The sequence below is a fragment of the Paraglaciecola sp. genome, from assembly GCF_039964565.1.
GTDB lineage: Bacteria > Pseudomonadota > Gammaproteobacteria > Enterobacterales > Alteromonadaceae > Paraglaciecola.
Genome location: NZ_JBDVXF010000026.1, coordinates 24,209 through 43,887, shown reverse-complemented (window position 1 = coordinate 43,887; position 19,679 = coordinate 24,209). Strand labels below are relative to the sequence as shown.

General features: G+C 41.3%; 17 protein-coding genes and 1 riboswitch. Of the genes, 3 read left to right on the top strand and 14 right to left on the bottom strand.

Annotation, left to right across the window (positions count from 1 at the left end; genetic code table 11):
* Positions 1–234 precede the first annotated feature (234 nt).
* The 8 genes from ABJK37_RS10540 to ABJK37_RS10505 form a co-directional block, all read right to left on the bottom strand.
* Positions 235–1,029 carry a DUF2989 domain-containing protein gene (locus ABJK37_RS10540; protein ID WP_348352998.1) on the bottom strand — a complete coding sequence of 265 codons (795 nt, stop codon included), beginning with the start codon at positions 1,027–1,029 and terminating at the stop codon, positions 235–237.
* Between the two features lie 238 nt (positions 1,030–1,267).
* Positions 1,268–2,035 (bottom strand): hypothetical protein, encoded by a 768-nt coding sequence (locus tag ABJK37_RS10535; protein ID WP_348352996.1) that lies wholly within the window; start codon positions 2,033–2,035, stop codon positions 1,268–1,270.
* A 253-nt stretch (positions 2,036–2,288) separates the two neighbouring features.
* A complete protein-coding gene (locus ABJK37_RS10530) occupies positions 2,289–3,500 on the bottom strand; it encodes a BCCT family transporter (protein WP_348352993.1) in 1,212 nt (403 codons plus the stop codon).
* A gap of 77 nt (positions 3,501–3,577) precedes the next feature.
* The gene (betA, locus tag ABJK37_RS10525; protein WP_348352990.1) at positions 3,578–5,248 is read right to left on the bottom strand and encodes a choline dehydrogenase; all 1,671 of its coding nucleotides are present in this window, start codon (positions 5,246–5,248) and stop codon (positions 3,578–3,580) included.
* Positions 5,249–5,262: 14 nt separating this feature from the next.
* Positions 5,263–6,741, bottom strand: a complete 1,479-nt coding sequence (gene betB / locus ABJK37_RS10520; protein WP_348352987.1) for a betaine-aldehyde dehydrogenase — start codon at positions 6,739–6,741, stop codon at positions 5,263–5,265.
* 181 nt (positions 6,742–6,922) lie between these two features.
* Positions 6,923–8,392, bottom strand: a complete 1,470-nt coding sequence (locus tag ABJK37_RS10515) for a cadherin repeat domain-containing protein (protein ID WP_348352984.1) — start codon at positions 8,390–8,392, stop codon at positions 6,923–6,925.
* Positions 8,393–10,408, bottom strand: coding sequence for a TonB-dependent receptor (locus ABJK37_RS10510; protein ID WP_348352981.1), 2,016 nt, complete (start codon positions 10,406–10,408; stop codon positions 8,393–8,395).
* A gap of 101 nt (positions 10,409–10,509) precedes the next feature.
* A riboswitch (cobalamin riboswitch) is annotated at positions 10,510–10,661 on the bottom strand.
* Between the two features lie 194 nt (positions 10,662–10,855).
* Positions 10,856–11,791 carry a diguanylate cyclase gene (locus ABJK37_RS10505; RefSeq protein ID WP_348352979.1) on the bottom strand — a complete coding sequence of 312 codons (936 nt, stop codon included), beginning with the start codon at positions 11,789–11,791 and terminating at the stop codon, positions 10,856–10,858.
* Between the two features lie 182 nt (positions 11,792–11,973).
* On the opposite strand from ABJK37_RS10505, the gene ABJK37_RS10500 reads away from it, so the two are divergent.
* Together ABJK37_RS10500 and ABJK37_RS10495 are read left to right on the top strand one after the other, a co-directional pair.
* Positions 11,974–12,162, top strand: a complete 189-nt coding sequence (locus ABJK37_RS10500) for a hypothetical protein (protein WP_348352976.1) — start codon at positions 11,974–11,976, stop codon at positions 12,160–12,162.
* Between the two features lie 135 nt (positions 12,163–12,297).
* On the top strand, positions 12,298–13,098 hold the full coding sequence (locus ABJK37_RS10495) for a phytanoyl-CoA dioxygenase family protein (protein ID WP_348352973.1): 801 nt from the start codon (positions 12,298–12,300) through the stop codon (positions 13,096–13,098).
* Between the two features lie 38 nt (positions 13,099–13,136).
* Here ABJK37_RS10495 and ABJK37_RS10490 read toward each other — a convergent pair whose 3' ends face one another.
* Positions 13,137–13,886, bottom strand: a complete 750-nt coding sequence (locus tag ABJK37_RS10490; protein WP_348352970.1) for a hypothetical protein — start codon at positions 13,884–13,886, stop codon at positions 13,137–13,139.
* 89 nt (positions 13,887–13,975) lie between these two features.
* Positions 13,976–16,198 carry a thiamine pyrophosphate-dependent enzyme gene (locus ABJK37_RS10485; RefSeq protein WP_348352967.1) on the bottom strand — a complete coding sequence of 741 codons (2,223 nt, stop codon included), beginning with the start codon at positions 16,196–16,198 and terminating at the stop codon, positions 13,976–13,978.
* Between the two features lie 167 nt (positions 16,199–16,365).
* On the opposite strand from ABJK37_RS10485, the gene ABJK37_RS10480 reads away from it, so the two are divergent.
* Positions 16,366–17,196, top strand: a complete 831-nt coding sequence (locus ABJK37_RS10480) for a LysR family transcriptional regulator (RefSeq protein WP_348352964.1) — start codon at positions 16,366–16,368, stop codon at positions 17,194–17,196.
* Between the two features lie 170 nt (positions 17,197–17,366).
* Here the strand turns inward: ABJK37_RS10480 and ABJK37_RS10475 are convergent, their stop codons facing one another.
* The 4 genes from ABJK37_RS10475 to ABJK37_RS10460 are packed head-to-tail and all read right to left on the bottom strand — an operon-like array spanning position 17,367 to position 19,671.
* Positions 17,367–18,203 (bottom strand): cobalamin-binding protein, encoded by an 837-nt coding sequence (locus tag ABJK37_RS10475; protein WP_348353001.1) that lies wholly within the window; start codon positions 18,201–18,203, stop codon positions 17,367–17,369.
* A gap of 41 nt (positions 18,204–18,244) precedes the next feature.
* Positions 18,245–18,853: a cob(I)yrinic acid a,c-diamide adenosyltransferase gene (cobO, locus tag ABJK37_RS10470; protein WP_348352961.1), complete on the bottom strand. Its 609-nt coding sequence runs from the start codon at positions 18,851–18,853 to the stop codon at positions 18,245–18,247.
* Between the two features lie 42 nt (positions 18,854–18,895).
* Positions 18,896–19,552 carry a histidine phosphatase family protein gene (locus tag ABJK37_RS10465; RefSeq protein ID WP_348352958.1) on the bottom strand — a complete coding sequence of 219 codons (657 nt, stop codon included), beginning with the start codon at positions 19,550–19,552 and terminating at the stop codon, positions 18,896–18,898.
* A complete protein-coding gene (locus ABJK37_RS10460) occupies positions 19,549–19,671 on the bottom strand; it encodes a hypothetical protein (protein ID WP_348352955.1) in 123 nt (40 codons plus the stop codon). Before ABJK37_RS10460 ends, ABJK37_RS10465 begins: the two co-directional genes overlap by 4 nt.
* Positions 19,672–19,679: the final 8 nt, after the last annotated feature.

The following is a 19,679-nucleotide window of genomic DNA, read 5'->3' as shown; positions in this document are numbered from 1 at the left end:
TCAGCGAGATTTAAAATCACCTAATCAAGGCGCTCGAATGAAGCAATAGTTATTCTATTGTAAGTTCGAGCAACGCAGAGTAGGTGCTTTTAAACCTCGCCCAAAGGGAGAACACCAGCGACTTTCACTCTTCGTTCTAGTCCATTGAAAGGGGGTAGCCATTCCTGCAGGACTACGCCTCGATTGAAAGTCGCTGGTGTTCTCTGAGTGACTAATTGATAAGATGAATTGGTATTACATAAGGGCGTTTCTGAGCTCCTTTACTCTTACTCCTTTCCAATTAGTATCAAATACAATACTGTCCACCAGGTTTTGCGCTTTGTCTAACGTAGAGCTCGCCATTTTGCGATGAAACTTGAAATATCTTGTATTTATTCCTGGGTTTTCTTTTATATATTCAGTGTATAGGCCATGCCAGACGGCAGCTTTAAAATTATCTTGGTTTTTTAAGTTATACATAATATAAAATTCAAACACTTCGGGAGCGAGATCATTTAAAAATTCGGTACGATCGAGTAACAAATCCGCTATTTTTCTGGCTTCATCCATACTTCGCGTGGCGGCTTTTGCCATCATCACTGTGTAAACATCTTGATGCACATCATCCTTCAAATCTACGCCATTGACCATTGACTCCCAATAGTCCGTATTGCCTGTTTTTTGGTAAAGCCATAAGTTAATTTCGGGTCTAACGCCTTTGGTTTCCTTAACGATTTTATCTTGAAACTTGGGAATATTAGCAATAGTTGAAAAGCGAGATATCTCGTCAGATTTTTGAATCGAACTCTGGGCCAAAACAACATTTTCTAAACACGCTTTGTACTTATCGAGAACAGTAAGTGCAATATAGGAATTTTTCACAGTGGGGATACGTTTTTGATTAATCAACGCTCGAATAGTATCGGCGCGGGGTAAACCGCATAAAGCACCATCGTGGGTTAAATCACATATTTTCTTATTCTGAGCATCGGTACATAACATCACTGCTGAGCCGGTGACTTCACCAGTCTCATCTTTGGAGCAAGCCATTAAAAATATACAGATAGAAAATAGTAGGAACTGACGCATTATGATTTTACAGAATGAGGATGATTAGATTTTAGAAGAATAGGCGTTATCAATGTTGTAAGCAATGGGGAAAGTCGACGCATTGTACTTACTAAAGGTACTGAAAAACGAAAATGTCATCAAAAGAGCCCGTTGTTCGTATCGTTTATGTGAATAGTGTACGCTTCAAATCTGACGAACAAGGGGCCTTTGCAAATAATTATCTAAGTTTTATTTCCCCAGATAAGGCTTTTTCAAGAAAATCGACTCGAGCTAAAATTTTGTCGCGAGCGTCGCAGTCGTAACAGCGATTGAGCATGCTTTTGATTGATGAAAGTTCGTCTTCTGCTCCTTCAACATCCTCTCGAAGCAATTTCATTAACGCCAAGCGATGGTGGGCGTCGTAGAGATTTTTGTTCAACACGACTGCGGTATTAAAGTTCTTTTCGGCTTCTTCAGGTCGGCCCAATTGAATTTGTGACATACCCATCATGTATAGTTGGAAGCCTCGATTGGTACAGGTACTTTTTCTTAATTGCTCATTAGGATCTTTATTACTACGGCCTGAGTTGGAAATAGATGAAGCAGATACATTGCCTGAACTGGTTTGACTGTATTGGCCTGAACTATTGGATGTTTGGTTGGCCAGCATATTCTGATTGATTTGGCTGTTAATAAGCCCATCGATACCCGCTCTCTTGTTGCGCTCAGCCCGCAATGCACACTTGGCATTTTTCTTAAATTCAACTTCTGCGAGTTCAAAATTGCCAGAATTAAATGCTTGTAACGCAGCATCGCCGTATGCCGCCGTCACTTCAATTCGTTCTGTTGTATCAGATTTTTCTTCGTCACTTTTGGGGGCATTGGCCTGTTGGGCGTTGACATAAAAAGGCAAAGTAATAATTAATAACCCAGTGCACAGCTTTAAAGGCAAGGTAGACCGAGTAACGTGTTTCAGTTGTGTAGAAAAAGTGTTTAATTTAAGCATAATCTCCTCCTAGAGAATGTTTGCTTAATCATTTAATTGTCCGCATATGCGAGGCTTACTTTTTTCAACGCGTTAAACGGTAACAATGGTTAGCGTGTTTTTTGTGCGATTTAAGTATCACCCAATATTGCCAATAGTGATAACTCGATTGTGTAATAAAATATTTTCGGCAGTGATGCCAGTTGCTGCACATATTGCTGCACATATTAGTGAAGCGTTTAAACGGCACTCGGAATTTTATCTCTGCGGTAAACTAATTCCCTCTTTTCACATTCACTTTATTGGAGCCAGCAATTTCCGAGATAATTGTAGGCTCTGAGGTAAACCGCTTAAACATCACAAACACAAAACAACTAAATATCAGACCAATCACTAAGGCTCCTACCCATTGAATCTGTAAAAAATCCAAAGTAAATAACAAAGTAAGGCCACTTAACACAGCTAAGTTGCCGACAAAATATTGAGTCGCTCCATAACGTTCAACGGTTAAGTTGAGATTGTCTGTGTATAAACGTATCAGTGAGTCCAAAGAGTTAATTACAAAAATAATACCCACAACAACCATAGAGACGTTGATAAAACTGTTCATATTTAACTCGTTTAGATGGTAATAATATAAACCTACAAACCACACTGCGATAGGTATTGAAGGAAAGATCAGCATGGCTAACAATACTTGATAGGTGCGTAAACCACTGACAAAGCGAGAAGTGAATTGGCCTATCATAATGCACCACGCAAACCACCAGTACAGGTAAAACTCGTGGTAGGCATTAAGGGGTAATACAAAGTTATGGAGATTTGCGAAATAGTTACCGAGTAAATTAAACGTCGAAAAAAACTCCGTTGCGGTTCCTTGTTGAGAAAACAAAGCGCTTGCCCAAAGTAAAAGTATTAATGCTATGAACAGCCAAGTGCTGGCTAAGCTAAGCACTTTGACGTAACGAATATCCGTACTGGAATACACAGATAGTGCAATGATGGCCAAGACTATTATGTAAAAACTTGCAGTAAGGCTCCCTGCATCGGCTAACTGTGGGATGTACCAAGGTAAGTTACTGAGTAGTAAAAAAGCGGTAAATGCACAAGTGCCAATGATCACAATATTGTTAACAAGCTTGACCACGGGAATACTAAAAAACTGTACTTTAGGCTCAAGTACACAAAAGTAAAAACAGGTGAGAAAGTAAAAACTCCAAATTAAAAATGCCCAAAACCCAAACTCTATTGCCAGAGGGTTCGAAAATGCATATTCAGGATTGCTGACTATATCTGCATAACCAGCGAACTCCGTCAATGGGAACATAATGAGCCCTACATCTAAACCGGAGGTGAAGAGTATGGCGATAAATGTAAAGGTACTAACAGGCGTCACACCAATGCAGCGGATATTGCCCCATTTCAGTAAAACGCCAACGATACATGCAAAGGTGAAAAAAATACCGGCGGATAACCAAAGTGTCATGACATATCCCTATGCCCCGAGACCGGAAAATGTGTTTCTAAACAATTAATCAAAATGTAATAAATGACTGCGTCCTTTTAACGTTTAGCTTGATTGGTTCGTTGCTGCGTTTCCCAATGAGCATCGCCCATCACTTTAACTGTTTCAGGAGCTAAAGTGTTACCTTTAATCAAGTCTGCGGCGCGCTCTGCCAACATAATAGTGGGCGCGTTTAAGTTGCCATTTGGAATAGTCGGAAAAATTGAAGAGTCGACAACTCGTAAACCCTCAATGCCCTGTACTTTAGTTTGTGGATCTACCACAGATAACGCATCAATCCCCATTTTACATGAACAACTTGGGTGATAGGCGCTTTCTACTGATTCGCGTACAAATTTATCAATCTGCTCGTCGCTTTGAATATTTGTGCCGGGCTGGATCTCTTCACCTCGAAAATTATCTAATGCAGGTTGATTGATGATTTCGCGGGTAAGTCTAACGCAGTCTCTGAATCCCTGAATATCATCCTGATGCTGTAAATAATTAAAGGTAATTTGCGGCGCGTCTTGGGGATCTGCAGATACCACTCGTACACTGCCACGACTTTTCGGTTTGTTATGCCCGATATGCACCTGAAAGCCATGCCCAGCAAAGGCTTCTTTACCATCGTAACGCATAGCCGCTGGTAAAAAATGGTATTGCAAGTCTGGCCATTCTACACCGGCTTGTGAGCGTATAAAGCCGCATGATTCAAAATGATTAGTGGCCCCTAAACCGTCTTTATTTAAAATCCAACGAACGCCAATTTTAAGTTTGCTCCACCAGTCTAATTCACCATTTAGAGTAATGGGTTGAGTACATTTAAATTGAAAATAAAATTCAAGGTGGTCTTGCAGGTTTTCACCGACACCTTTTAAATCATGTAGGCATTCAATACCAGCCTTCTCTAGCACCTCTTTGGGGCCTATGCCTGACAACTGTAACAGGTGAGGTGAGCCAATTGAGCCGGCGCTCAAAACCACTTCTTTATTGACTCTGATTTCTTTAATTTGATTTTTGTGTGCGAATCGCACCCCAACAGCGGTTTTATCTTCGATCAATACCTTGTGTACCAATGCGTGAGTCAAAACCGTCAAGTTGGTTCGCTGCATTGCTGGGCGTAAATAGGCGTTGGCAGCGGATGCACGGCGGCCATTTTTGACTGTCATATGCATCGGGCCAAATCCTTCTTGTTGTTGGCCGTTATAATCCTTAGTCGCAAAATATCCAGCGTCAACCCCAGCATCAATGAAGGCTTGATAAAGCGGGTTTTGCATTTGATTACCATTGTTAACGCCCAACGGGCCATCATCACCACGATACTCGTCTTTACCAAAGGCCCAACTTTCAGCTTTTTTAAAATAGGGTAGGCAATGGGCATAATCCCAATTGGTTGCGCCTGATTGTTGCCATTCATCAAAATCTTTGGCGTGCCCACGCACGTACACCATACCGTTAATTGATGATGAGCCCCCTAACACTTTACCTCTAGGGCAATGCATTACTCGGTCGTTCAAGTGGGGTTCCGGTTGGGTAGCGAATTGCCATGCGTATTTTTGGGTATTCATGGGAATAGACAAGGCAGTCGGCATTTGAATAAAGATACTTTTATCACTGCCTCCCGTTTCTAATAACAATACGCTACTGTTAGGGTCTTCAGATAACCGATTGGCTAACACACAACCCGCTGAGCCTGCACCGATTATGATGTAATCATAGACTGCTTGCATCTTTATCTCCTAAGCTAAAACGGACTGTCTAAAGGTGCTAAACCTACATACACAGATTTTAATTGGGTATATTGCTTCAGGGTAGCTAAGCCGTTTTCTCGACCTAACCCTGATTGTTTGTAACCTCCAACTGGCATTTCAACAGGAGATAACCCATAACTGTTGATCCAGCAAATGCCAGCTTGCATTTGGTGAATCACTCTGTGCGCTCGGGTGATATCTTGGGTAAATACTCCAGCGGCTAGGCCTAACTGAGTATTATTGGCGCGAGCTATCACTTCGTCTTCATTTTCAAAGGTTAAAACAGCCATTACTGGGCCAAATATTTCTTCGCGGCAAATACTCATATTGTCTTCACAGTCAGTAAATACCGTTGGTGCCACAAAATACCCGTTAGGTGCGTCTTGTGGTTGCAGTGGTTCGCCACCGCACAATAGCGTCGCCCCTTCAGCTTTTCCTTTGGCAATGTAACCCAACACCAACTCCTGATGCTTTTTGGAAATAAGCGCACCAAAGTTGGTGTCTGGATGCAAAGGGTCGCCTGGTATTATATTGGCTTCGATTCGCGCTAATAGTTTTTTGATAAACACTGGGTAGATGTCTTTTTGTACAAAGACTCGAGTGGCGTTAGTGCAAATCTCTCCTTGGGTGTAAAAGTTGCCGAGCATGGCAGCAGACACAGCGTTATCAATATCAGCATCATCAAAAATAATTAAGGGCGATTTGCCGCCGAGCTCCATAGTGACCTCTTTGAGGGTTGTCGCCGCGCCAGCCATGACTTTTTTGCCGGTGCTTACTTCTCCGGTAAAAGACACTTTTGCAATGTCCTGATGATGACTAAGCCAAGCGCCTACTTTGCCGTCACCTTGGATCACGTTGAATACTCCAGAAGGTAACCCAGCCTCAGTCAATATTTCTGCTAGTTTTAGCGCACCTAATGGTGTTTCTTCGGAAGGTTTAAATATCATGGCATTGCCACACGCAAGTGCGGGAGCTGCTTTCCAACAAGCGATTTGCAGAGGGTAGTTCCACGCACCGATGCCTGCACATACACCAAGGGGTTCAGGCCGGGTGTAATAGAAATCGTCACCCACTTGTTGTTGATTACCTTCAATTGCTGGGGCAAGACCTGCAAAAAATTCGATTGCATCGGCACCTGATGCAACGTCTACTACGCTTGCCTCTTGCCATGGTTTTCCTGTATCCGCGACCTCAATCAAGGCGAGTTCGTCATTGTATTTACGCAATAATGCAACCGCTTTGAGCAAAATACGATTACGTTGTATTCCGGTCATTTGTGACCAACTGGCAAAACCTTGTTGAGCGCTAGCAATCGCGTTTTGTTGAATAAAATCGTCTGCTACTTCCATCCGATAAATCACTTCTCCTGTTGCTGGATTCGTAACATCAAAGGTTTCACCACTTTGATTGGCTAGAAAACGACCATCAACAAAGTTTTGATAACAGGGCTTAGGAGAAAATGAAATGGGCATAGATAAGTACTCGCGGGATCAAAAGGCAAAAAACTACAGAACTATGCCTGCTATTGATATGTCAATCAACCTCAGTGATTGATTGTTAGAGGTAAAAAAGCCCTGTGAATTAAACAGGGCTGTTTATTTAGAACCAGTTAGTTGTTTGTGATTAAAAACTTAATCAAAAACTCACACTTTGTTATTGAATAAATCTAATCACACTAGGGTTTAACTGGGTTTCTAAACGATTGATAACAGGCTGATTGGTATCTGTATCAATGACTTCTACTCCAGGTGCTGCATCTTCTCTAACACTTATCCATAAAAATCCTGCCGTATCTACGTCGATAAATCCAATATTACTAGATTCTACGTCATAGGCTGTTTCGCTACTTATCTCACCGGTACTGGGGTTGAATTGATACAGCGTCGATTCTTCGCGGTAAGGACCAAAGAAGGTTTCGTTCGCAAAAAAGTAACCTTTGTCGGCAGAAACAACTACTGCTGACTGGATGAATTGAGTGGTGTTGTCGGTGATGTCTGTTGCAGTTAATACTGTGCTTAGGCTGAAATCGTTAGTATCTACTTTTTCGATCATACTTAGCTCTGGACTCATTGCGGCATACGAGTCACGAGTGGTGATATACACATTGTCTTCAAACGCTCTGATACTGTGTTCCAGAGGATTGAGACCCAGAATAGGAATACCCTTCATGTTGTCTGTCGCGTCTGCGTTGGTTTCAATTTCACTGTCTGTTGTGGTATCAAACACCGCTAAATATACTGGGTTTGAAGCGGCATAAGCATCATCTAAACGTTGCATAGCTACAAACAATTTTCCGTCGTGAATAACAGCTGCAGATGGACTAGGGGTACCTAGGGTATTGTTGTCAGGAATGTAACTTGATAGGTCTAGCTCACCAATTTTGAAACTTTCAAAGTCGTTAGCTTGTGGGTTCACTATCCAAATTTTATCCGAGCCATAACGTATGAGATAAGCTTTTTCTGCACTAAGTGACACTAAGGTATAAGGGTTACGGCTGGTGGAGTCCAAATCATCCTGAGTTGAGTAAGACCAAATTTCTGTATCGGCGTCTTCGACATCATATTTACTAATGGTATCAATGAAAAAACGCCCAATATGATACAGCTCGTTTTCATAAACATTGATGGTGTAATCAGATTGTGTTTTGGCATAAAAACCGTCATCGACAGTTTGTGACGCAGAGTCTAAATACGCCACTTGAGAGCTAGAGAAGTCAGCCGCTAAGGTTTGTACTACTGCAAGAGAAGGTGTATCTAATTCATCTCCAACATTTACAGTAACATCAATTGAATCAGTTAAACCTTTGGCATCAGTGACAGTTACAGTGAAACTGTAAGGTCCTGTATCACCATTTTCAAAATCTGGGGCGTTTATAAATTCCACTGCCCCCGTATTGTCTATGGCAAAAAGTTGTTGGTCAGAACCCTCAATAGAAAACGTTAATACGTCGCCATCATCTGTTGCAGTATATTGGCCTACTGTAGTGGTATTTTCTGCCACAGTTATTGATAAGTTACCTGACAACTCTGGCGCTTGATTATCGTCGCTTCCGCAACCTCCCAAAATCGATAGGGTGCTGATTAAGCCTAGTGTAATCGCAGACTTTTTGAATAGTATTAACATTTAGATGCCTTGTATTGAGAGTTTGAAAAAGATGTTTCGACCTTGTGCAGGACGGTTTGCTAAGTCTTGATACTGTTGATCAAAGAGGTTATTCACGCTGAAGTTAAAGTGATACATATCTCGAACGTAACTTAATTGAATATCTGTCACTTTACGTTGTGCTGGTTTGCCAGTTTGGCCATTATTAGACGCGAATATATTCGCGCGGTTAAAGTACAAGTCTTTATCTATTGCACTGCGAAGCTGTATTTTCCATTGAGGCGTTAACTGATAGTTAACTGAAAAACTGTATTGTTGGTGATAAATCCCAGGTAACTTTTTATTGTCAAATGATGAGATAGCAGAGTCAGTTTGGCTATCAATGAAGTTGGCTTGTAAGTTAATATTAAAGGCAGCAGTTACCCTTAGTTTTGATTCTAGTTCTAGGCCATGTAGTGTTGCGTTGCTGACATTTTCATAGGCTCCAACACCGCTAGTGTTAAAAATAGCAACTATGGCATTATCTGACTGTTGCCGGTAAACCGAAGAAATTAAGGCGTAATTCATTCGTGCAAAATTGTGCTCAAATGTAGCTCCCAAACTGACGGTTTTAGCTTGTTCTGGTAATAACTCTTGGCTGCCTTTAAATAATCCTCTATCACCAAACAATTCAAATAAGGTCGGAGTACGAATTCCATTACTCGCCACCAGTTGTGTTTTTAATTTTTGCCCTTGATACACCACGCCTATTTCTTGGGTTTGGTGGTGTTGCTTGTTATTAAACTTTTCAGCGTCAGCTTGGTTAACTGCTATATTTTGATTTTTTTCACTCAGCTGAGTTAATAATGAATAAACAGAAAATGCGCCGTCATTTTGCTGCCACTCAAATCGAGAACCCAACAATTGCTGATCTTGTTTGGCTATGACATCGCAACTACTGATTGCATTGCAAACAATTGGGCCATTTCTGTCGATGCTCAAAGAATCGAACTGTTGTTGGTTAAATTGTATAAATGGGCTAACAGCAAAGTCGCCATATTGGCTTTCAAACATAAAAAACGTATTGAATTCGGCATGGGTTTTAGTGATATCGTAGTGCCCATCTAAACGGGTTATATCGGCCAATATATCTAAATAACGTTCAGATTTGTTTTCTCGGTATGCTTCAAATTCAAGGTTCTCTAACCATTTTGTTGGCACATAAATACTGTGTCTGTATCCCAATCGCCAGGTTTCAGACGAGAGATTCGAGGAGTTTTCAGGGGTATTATTTTGATAGTTAGGGATGGCCTTCTTTTGGTCATTGTATTGCAAGCTAAGTCTAATTTGCTGATTGGCCAACGTTATCTGGTTGTTTATAAAAAAATCGTGTTTTTCAAACTCATTATTGCTCAAAGGCTCATAAGTAGACTGGTTACTGTTGCTAAAACTTTGAGGTACAAGGTAATCATAATTGTTATCCGTTTTTAGATAACTTCCTCCAATTGATAGAGTATTTGAAGCAAGTGCTTTGTTATATAAAAGGTTGAGTTCTTGGTGGTCATAAGCGCCCAGAACCAAACTCAGTTTCAACTTAGTTTCGCTAGGGTTATAGGTGTTGATTCTAATTACCCCTCCAATTGGAGTTGAACCTGCACCAATAGCTTGATTTTTACTGATTTCGATACTCTGAATTTGTTCGATAGGAATTTGGTTTAAATCAAAACCACCAAATTGACTGTCGTTGACTAATTGACCATCAATGTACAGTTGTACTTGTTTACTGGTTGATCCCCTTATTGATACAGAAACAGGATTGCCTAGTCCGCCTATTTGACGGATCTGGATGCCATTAATTGTTTGTAAAATATCCGCTAAAGTTTGAGATGTGTTGGTAAACTTGTCACCAGATAAAATCTGATAATTGCTTAACAATAGAGAGGGTTGGTCGTAAATTGTGAGCACTTCAACACTTTCTGACGGGCGCTCATTTGCCGCTACCAGATGCAGGTAACAACAGCATAAAAGCCACACTAAAAAGCGTTTTTGGAAAAACATTTTGACCTCTGAAATGAGGACAATAGGAATGCCGAAACAGCACGTAAACAATTTGTTCAAGTGCGAATGTTTCAATACAATTCCTAGCGCCCACCGCACCGTAAATGTGTATATTGACAGGCCGGTCTCCGGGCTTAACTGAAATTCAGTATTACCGTTGCGGGGGCAGCGTTAGAATTAGACGGTTGCTATGTCGCACTAACTTCCCGATTATCTCTATTAGTCAAACGATACATGATTGTTTGTTAGAGCACCTGAGCAATTTGAGCGCGCAATTTTGAGGATGTTTAACGTAAATGTCAATGTAATAGGATGCGATGCAAAGTGCGTTGCTTGGAGCAAAGCATGCAAATCAGCACTTAATATGTAAAACGGCAAAAACTCAAACCTCTGGGTTTAGAATAAAACGTTTCAGTAGGGGGGCTATAAAACCAAAGTTGTAGCTTCTCAAATGGATTGAACTTTATTGATTGCAGCTACTTGGTTTCGACCGTTTTTTTTCGCTCTAAACAAGGCGATGTCAGATTGACTGTAGAGTAATTCGAAACTACATTTCATCCAACTTTCAACCAAGCCAATGGACAAGGTAATATTGACTGGAGTGGATGGCGTGTTAAACGCACTGTTCATTACTTTGTCTCGTAATCGATTCATTATGTCGTATGCTTCAGTGGCTTGAGTATTTCTTAATAACACCCCAAATTCTTCACCTCCTATTCGCCCAAATAGATCGTACTCGCGCAAAGTGCCACTCACCAGCGAACACAATTGACGAAGTACTGTATCACCTACTTGGTGGCCAAATGTGTCGTTAATTTTCTTGAAGTAATCAATATCTAATAGACAGAAAGTAAAAGTATGATGGTTTCTTTTATAGAGATTAATTTCAGACTTGACGCTACCTATGAAACTGCGGCGGTTGGCGATTCGGGTTAATTCATCTGTTAATGCTAAGTCAGTCAATTCATGAATATGCTCAGATAGTTTCCTTTCAATATCTTTTTGAGCACAGAGACTTTTGGCTTGCAATAACACCTCGCCCGAGGGAAGTGTTTGTTCAGATATCAAGTACCAACTGCCGTTAGTATGATCTACTTCAAACAGTCGAAACTCTTGGCTACGCCTTTTGTTTTGTGCATTTGTTAGCCATGATTCCATATCCTTTGTCTCAATATAGGGGCCCTGCTTTTTTTCATGAGCAAGACGCATCAATTGGCTGAATGACTGTCCGATAATAGGCTCTAAGTCCATACACATAAAATCGGCATACGCTTGGTTACAGCCAATTAACTTGTCTTCTGCAGAAAAAATGGCGTATCCATCTTGAGATACACTAAGAAAGTCTCCGATTCGATTGGCTAATGTTAAAACTCCTTTTTCCATACTACCTCTAGTTGATTTCTGACCCTGAATCTTGGAAATGCTAAACCTCGCCCAGTAAACATAATTGGCATTGCAGGCTTTGTACAGAAAATTCAGTAGTCATTGTGGTGCTCAAAATAATGGTTATCATAAAATTTTCACTATTGTATGCTACGTAAAAGTGCAAATTATTAAGGCATGATATGAACGATGAACAACTCAGTCCTTTTGTGATGAGTACACAAGAGGGGAAGTACCAAGTGATAGATGGTAATGAACAAACATGGCTAGAAACCTCCAGTGAAATGACTGCTCAGCATTACATTGATTTACTCAATAAGGCTTTTAAGTCGGGTTTCAAAACAGGATTCCGCAAAGCTCGGTCCGGATAATTATTGGTGATGTTCGAAACCTATTTGAGTGAAATTGCGAGCTAATTTCCTTACAATAAATAAGCAACTAAACTAGTGAACTATGCGCTTTGAATTGAGTTAGCGCTTTATTCAAAATAACGTTTTCCAAATAATATGAATAACTCAAACTTGGTTTATCCCAGTACTGCAGCGAATGCCGTGACAATGACTCGGCATGCGATAAGCCTAAACGTTTCAAAATCCCTATATTTTGCAGCGCAACAATGCTATCAACGTAACGCCTTGTTGATGGAAACTCGAAGGGGGGATGCGGCAGTCGCGCCTTTGTTGCCAGCACAAAAATTTCTGCCCCATGCATCTTCTTTCAGTCTTAACTCAATAAACGATCAAGTTCTCGAAACTAACTTATTAAAGGAAATCGCTCAGGGTCCCGTAGCGAGTGAAATTCGAAAAATGTTGGGAAGTGAGCAAATAAGTTGTGATTATGACCAGGCATGGATACGACGCCAATATGCGCCTCACTTATACCCACCTATGCATGCGCCTCACGGTTGGCATCAAGATGGTGCCTTAGGTTTCGATTTTTCGGCTTCGCAGAACATCCCTAGAGTAACTGAAACCTTATTACCCACAGTGACATGTTGGATAGCTTTGACTCAATGCGGAGCAGATGCCCCAGGACTAGAGTTTGTTACCGAGACTATTGATGAGTTGCTTTATCCAAATGAATTAACCCATAGAAGTATTCACAGCCGATATCCTTCTGATTCATTTTGGCAACCTCAAATGCATGCAGGTGACGCAGCGATTTTTAAAGGCGGTACCTTACATCGTACTCACGTGGTTGAGCAAATGCGGTCGAATCGAACCAGCGTGGAGTTGCGATTTGTAGCCTCACATGAAATTCCAACACGTTTATTAGGCGATTGTTTTATCGCCTTGCCCGATGAATAATTTGGGGCATCATAAGTAGGGTTAAATGGCGCTGTATTCTACTCTACCATCTGAATTCCGACATGATTACTCGGAACATAGTGATCAAACTCGTAGAAGAGATTTTGATTTTTTGGATTAGATAAAAATGCATCTAGTTTTCGTTTTAATGTCAGGCCTTCTGCTGATTTAGGAATCGCCAGAGTGCTTGGAACTATGCCCATTTCTTTATAATACACACCTTGTAATTCCAGTGACTTGATGGCGTTCATAGTTGCGACACCTTCGAACAAAATTACTTTGAGGCGTCCTAAGGCTAGCATTTTAACTAACTGCTCTAATTTACTCACTTCAACAAATTTTTTCTCTGGCAAGCCCACTATTTCAGAAAGAAACTCAGCGTTGCCTAAAAGAGTTCCAATGCTTCGGGTTGGTAGTTGGCTAATATTGAAATAACTCTTATCCAAGGCAAATAGGTGAACATGGGTATCAATATGCCAATCGAGTTCAGTGGCATATTGATAAAAGTCATCTGTTTCTAATTGATGAGGCGTCATACCGATGAGTTCTAGTTTTTTGTTTTGTAAGTTCTTTTTGGCTCTGGCATAGGTCATGATTTCGACATTAAAGTGGATATCTTCAGTGCCAGAAAATTTGTGAAGCATATCGACAACTAAGCCACTGCCGTCTTCATTAATTAATGGAGGAAACGGTTCAAAACCAACAACTATTTCCCGAGAGTATATTTGCGAGCTATGTACAACTAAATAAAAGAAAGTAACGTAATATGTTAGTACTAATTTCCACATAAGCGCGCCCTGCGTTTTGCCCCAGTACCAAGATACAATTACAGCTAAGCACACACAAGATTTTAGTTGGCTAAATGACAGATCTGTTGTTACTTTTCTTTTTTAATCATGCGCTTGGCTTGCTCAACGATCAATTCACAGGAAGGCAAAACTTCATAACTTGCGGCGCCTAAGGGAATAAAACTATCGTGGGCAGTTAAGCGCTGTACTGTTCGTTCGGGAAAGTCTTTGTCATGTTCAAGTAGCAGGGTGATGAGTGCTTCGCTAATGGAGCCTGTTTGGCGACATTCATCTACGATTAACACATTTTTAATGTCGCCAATTGCTTTAACTATGGCTTTTTCATCTAAAGGTGCAAGCCAACGAAGATCTATCACAGTACAGTGAATGTTTGATTCAGCTAGCAGTTTTTCAGCTTGCCGACTCAAATAATATCCGTTGCCATAACTGATAATACACAGGTCTTTACCCTTGCCAAAGCAGCCCAACTGCCCAGTTTTTATGGGTTTAGCATCGTTTGTTGGTACATAATCAAATGACCAAAGTGCATCACCTTCTTGATGTAGATCTTTTTTCATATACAGCGCGATAGGCTCAATAAAAATCACCACTCGTTGATCTTCTTGGGCCAACCTGACCGATTCCCTGAGCATTTCTACCGCATCGGCACCGTTTGAAGGGCAAGCAATGATGAGTCCTGGAATATCACGAAATACCGCAAAAGAGTTGTCGTTATGGAAATGTCCACCAAAACCGCGTTGGTAAGCCAACCCAGCAATTCTTATGACCATAGGATTACTAAATTGACCGTTCGAAAAGAAGGGCAGGGTGGCGGCTTCTCCTCTTATTTGATCTTCAGCATTATGCACATAAGCCAAAAATTGAATTTCAGGCATAGGCAAAAAGCCATTGTGAGCTAAGCCAATTGCCATACCTAAAATCGACTGTTCATCTAGCAGGGTATTAATGATCCGTTGTGGTCCAAACTTATCAGCCAGTTTACTGGTGACGTTATACACCCCACCTTTTGCGCCAATATCTTCGCCACACATAACAATATTTTGTTGCTGCGCCATTAGGTCGATCATGGTCCAATTCAACAATTTCGCGAGGTGTTGTTTCTTCGCTAGGTTGTGTTTTTCATGGCTAAATAACTGAGTGCGTTCGGCTTTGGATACCTTACTGAGGTATTTTTTGCTTACCTTAGGCGGAATAATGCTTTGTTTGATTTGTTCGGCGCTAGTTAATTTAGGTTTAGTGATGACTTGCTGGCTAATCTCTGCAACGGTTTTTGCTATGTCTTTATATAAATCAATTATTTGCTGGCCCTCAAGGCAATTGTGTTTCAACAATATGGCAGCACTAAATAACAACGGATCATGGGCTTCGGTGTCTTCAATATAGGCAGTACTGCGGTAAGTAAATTCAGAATCAGAACCAGCATGGCCAAGTAGTCGCACGGTTTTCATATGCAAAAATACCGCTTTACGTTGTTTACGGGCTATCTCTACTGCCTGTTGGGTTTTGTGGTAAGTATCGAGTAAATCTAAGCCATCACACTGAATATAATGTAGCCCAGCTCTGTGTTCAAAATTGGCCTGCACCCACCCTTTTGGTGTGGCGGTAGAGATCCCAATGCCGTTGTCTTCACAAATAAATACAATAGGAATAGGCACTGACTGAAACGCCGCCCATGCCGCTGCGTTAATTGCACCTTGTGCTGTGGAATGATTTGATGATGCATCGCCAAAATTACAAATCACTACACCGTCTTTTTCTAAAACGTTATCGACCGCCACCTTGCGCGACAAACTAATACTAAAAGCCGTGCCTACTGCTTTTGGCAAGTGTGATGCGATGGTGCTGGTTTGCGGCGGAATAAGCAGACTTTTGCTGCCTAACACTTTGTGCCTGCCACCTGAAATAGGATCCTCCGAAGAGGCGGCGAAGCTCAGTAACATATCGTACAAGGGATTTTGATTGGGCACTTGTTTAGATCGCTGGATAACAAAAGCAGCACTTCGATAATGCAAAAAAGCCATGTCATTTGGTTTAAACGCTAAGGCACAGGCGGCGTTTCCTTCATGGCCTGCGCTACCAATAGTATAAAAACTTTGACCTTGTTTTTGCATGATGCGCGACTGAAAATCTAAGTGTCGACTCATCACCTGTGATTCAAATAAGTCAATTAATTGCGCGTTGCTCAAACCTACTTCTGTAGGTGTGAATGAAGAGTTTACCAAAGGCAAAGTATCAGACTCTATGGCCTCAATAATTTGTTGTTTAACCTTGATATTACGGTCTTGCATCATGTTGTTATGCCCCAAATCTGCTGCTTAGGTAAAAGTTTATAAGCCAGATGTCGGTCGGCTTAAATTAAACTTGGGTAAATCATAAGCATTATTTAGATGAAGGAATAATATTAATAACCTTCATTTGCTATAGTTTTTATCTATATCAGAAAGTGAAGGAAATGAAGATGGATTTACGTGCATTGGAGTATTTTGTTTCAATATACGAAACCGGCAGTTTAAGTGCGGCTTCAAAGAAAAAATTTGTGGCTCAGCCTTCCATTTCATCGTCCTTAAAACTTTTGGAAAACAGCCTGTCTACTAGTCTATTTGTTCGTCACGCTAGAGGCGTACAAGCCACCCACGCAGGTGAGCAGCTGTATCCTTTGGCCAAACAGTTATTGGGGCAAGCCACGGCCATTCGAGATGTGTTTAGTACCGACACCACAAAAACACCGTTTCGCTTAGGGTTGATTAAAGGCCTAGGCGTGGCACGAATGAGTGATTTATTAGGCAGGTTTACCCGTGCGATTGATGCTTTAGAACTTACTTTAGTGTCGCCAGACGAACCTTGCCAAGCACGAATTATTAGCCGCGACCTATTACTTAAAAACGAGCATTTTGTGCCTATGTGGCAAGAGCAATATCAATTGGCTATTCCGTTATCTCATCCGTTAGCATTAATCGACAGCCTGAGTATTATTGATTTGCAGGGTGTCGCATTTATACAACGTAGTCCCTGTGAAGGTTGGGCCTATTTGAAACATGCTCTCACTCATGCCAATGTAAGGTTAGATACCAGAGCAAAAATACAAACCATTGAATATGCCCTGGGTTTAGTGAAAGCGGGTCTAGGTTGTGCCTTTATCCCTGTATCCGACGATATGGTTAAAGACAAAAACATACATCTTAAGCAGATAACTGATTTATCAATTTCCCGGGAAATTGGTTTAGGGTTTAACCATGAATCTGACACAGTCAAAGTGTTGCAAGAGTTAGTCGGTCATAATCGAATTTAGCAGTAAGAAACCAAGCAAGTTAGAATATACAAGTTATTACACGTCATTCCCGCGAAGGCGGGAACCTCAAACAAGCGACTGTAGAGTTAATTTTAATATATACGCCATTTCACAGGTGTTGCAGTGGGTTCCCGCCTTCGCGGGAATGACGGGATATATACGTTGGGATGTCACTGTGTTTGATAAAACTGCCTAGCTTTATCAATCTGCTCACACAAAATCACCACTTCATCTAACATGCGAGTCGTCATCCGGTGCACTTTGTCGGCATTGGGATGCAAGATAAAATTATTCTTTGCCGCAGGAATATGTTGCCATTGTGACCAGTTCAAACCATCAGGGTTGTCTGCGTTTGTTTGTTTTGGTTGAATAATCACTTGAGGTAGGGTGACTAAAACTTGCTCAAGGCCAACGCTAGGATAATCGTCCTGTGCTTTTGCAAAAGGGTTGCTGGCACCGCAAAGTTCAATTTGTTGTTGTGGCCAAGCGTTGTTAGCCACCGTACGAAGTGGCCGTGACCACAATTCGTAAAACACCTTAATCTGTTCTAGTTTTGCGTAACGTTGCCTGATGTTACTAAGCTCATTTAAGTAGCGATCGGACAATTTGTTGGCAACTTTTTCTCGACCTGTAAGTTTGCCTAACATGATCAATTCTTTGCCAACGTCTTCTAACGTTTGCGGGTTAGAGTAAATTATCTTTAATTGATGACTTTCTAGTCGTGCTAAGTCATCAGTTGGGTTGCCTGTTTTCCAAGCAATGATGACATCAGGTTGCAGCTGAATAATTTTCTCAATTTGTAAACGTGCGTAATTTCCGACCTGTAAAATATCTTTAGCGGCGCTGGGGTAATCGGCGTATGCAGTGGTGCCAATAATCTGTTGACCTGCACCGATAGCATATAACGACTCCACAATATGTGGTGCTAGCGCAATGATACGCAGTTTTTGTAGTGAGTCATTACTATCGCTATTTGCTGCATATATAAATGAAGAAGTAGCAAGTATAGCCAAAAAAACGGCGCCTAATATGTAGATGCGTAGTGGTTTCACCAATCAATTCCTTGTTGCGCTTTAATGCCGTTATCAAAGGCATGTTTGATGGGCCTCACTTCACTTACGGTATCAGCAAGTTCTATAATTGCTCTATGGCAAGCTCGGCCGGTAATCACTACATGTTGATCTTTAGGGCGTGCCGTTAACGCGGCTAATACATCATCTAAATCGATGTATTTATAGGTGATCATGTAAGTGATTTCATCTAGCAGAACCACATCAATTGACGGGTCTTTTAGTAACGTCTTGCTGTGCTGCCAAGCAGATTGTGCGGCTTGCATATCAGTGTTTTTGTCCTGAGTTTCCCAGGTAAAACCTGTGCCCATTACATGAAACTCCACATCATGTTGTTGTAGTAAATCCCGCTCACCACATTCCCAACCGCCTTTAACAAATTGCACAACAGAGGCCTTTAAACCATGCCCCACCGCGCGGGCAATCGTACCAAAACCCGAGGTGGATTTGCCTTTACCGTTACCGGTTATGACCAATAATAATCCCTTGTCTTGTTGTGCTGATGCAATACGTTGGTCTACTTTAGCTTTTTGCTGTTGCATTCGCGCTTTGTGTTTGGCGTTGTCGTTTTCGTTTTCGTCTGTCATTGTGGTTACTCTTTATCTAAATAAGATTGGGGTGCTGATGTTTTATTCGAAATCAATATCATTACGTCCAAAGTCGGCTGGAAGACCAATAAAAGCCACGCTTGGTTTCGCTTCTGGGTGAGCCGGAATAATAATACGTGTTAAACTTGCGTAACCTATTTGTAGTTGACTATACCAGTCCCCAGAGCGCCAATCAGTGGAAAGAATGTGAGCTAAAATCTGCCTAATCACACCACCGTGGCAAACCAGTAAGCTGTGTTGTCCCAGATGTTGTTTACACAGTGAATGCCAGGTTGAAATGACCCTGTCATGAAAGGTTTCTAAGGATTCGCCTTGAGGAGGAGAGTTGTGGTCAGGATCATGCCAAAACGAAGTCATTAAAGGCCAATGTTGGGAATGATCATCAAATTCAATGCCATCCCATTCACCAAAGTCACACTCCTGTATGCCAGCTTCAACTTGTAACGTTAGTTCATGATCAGCGGCGAGTTTTTTTGCAAACGCTTCGCATCGTCTTAGCGGTGAGCTAACGATATTATCGAAGGTTTCTAAGCGATTAGTTTGTCGATACATCTGTCGCCAACCTTCAGGGCTCAATGCGACGTCGGTACGGCCATATAAAGCCGCCGGTCCCTCAATATGCCCGTGTCGAATGAGATCGAATTGTGTTGTATTTGAGTGGTTAACGTTCTGCGTCATAGTTTGATGTCTTTTGAGACCGCAGCGACTAATGGTGATGGAAAACTGACGTTATCCTCTCGCATTGTTAAACTTAAGCCATTTCTATTTCGCCTTATTTTACCCACTAATTGATTCATACTACTTT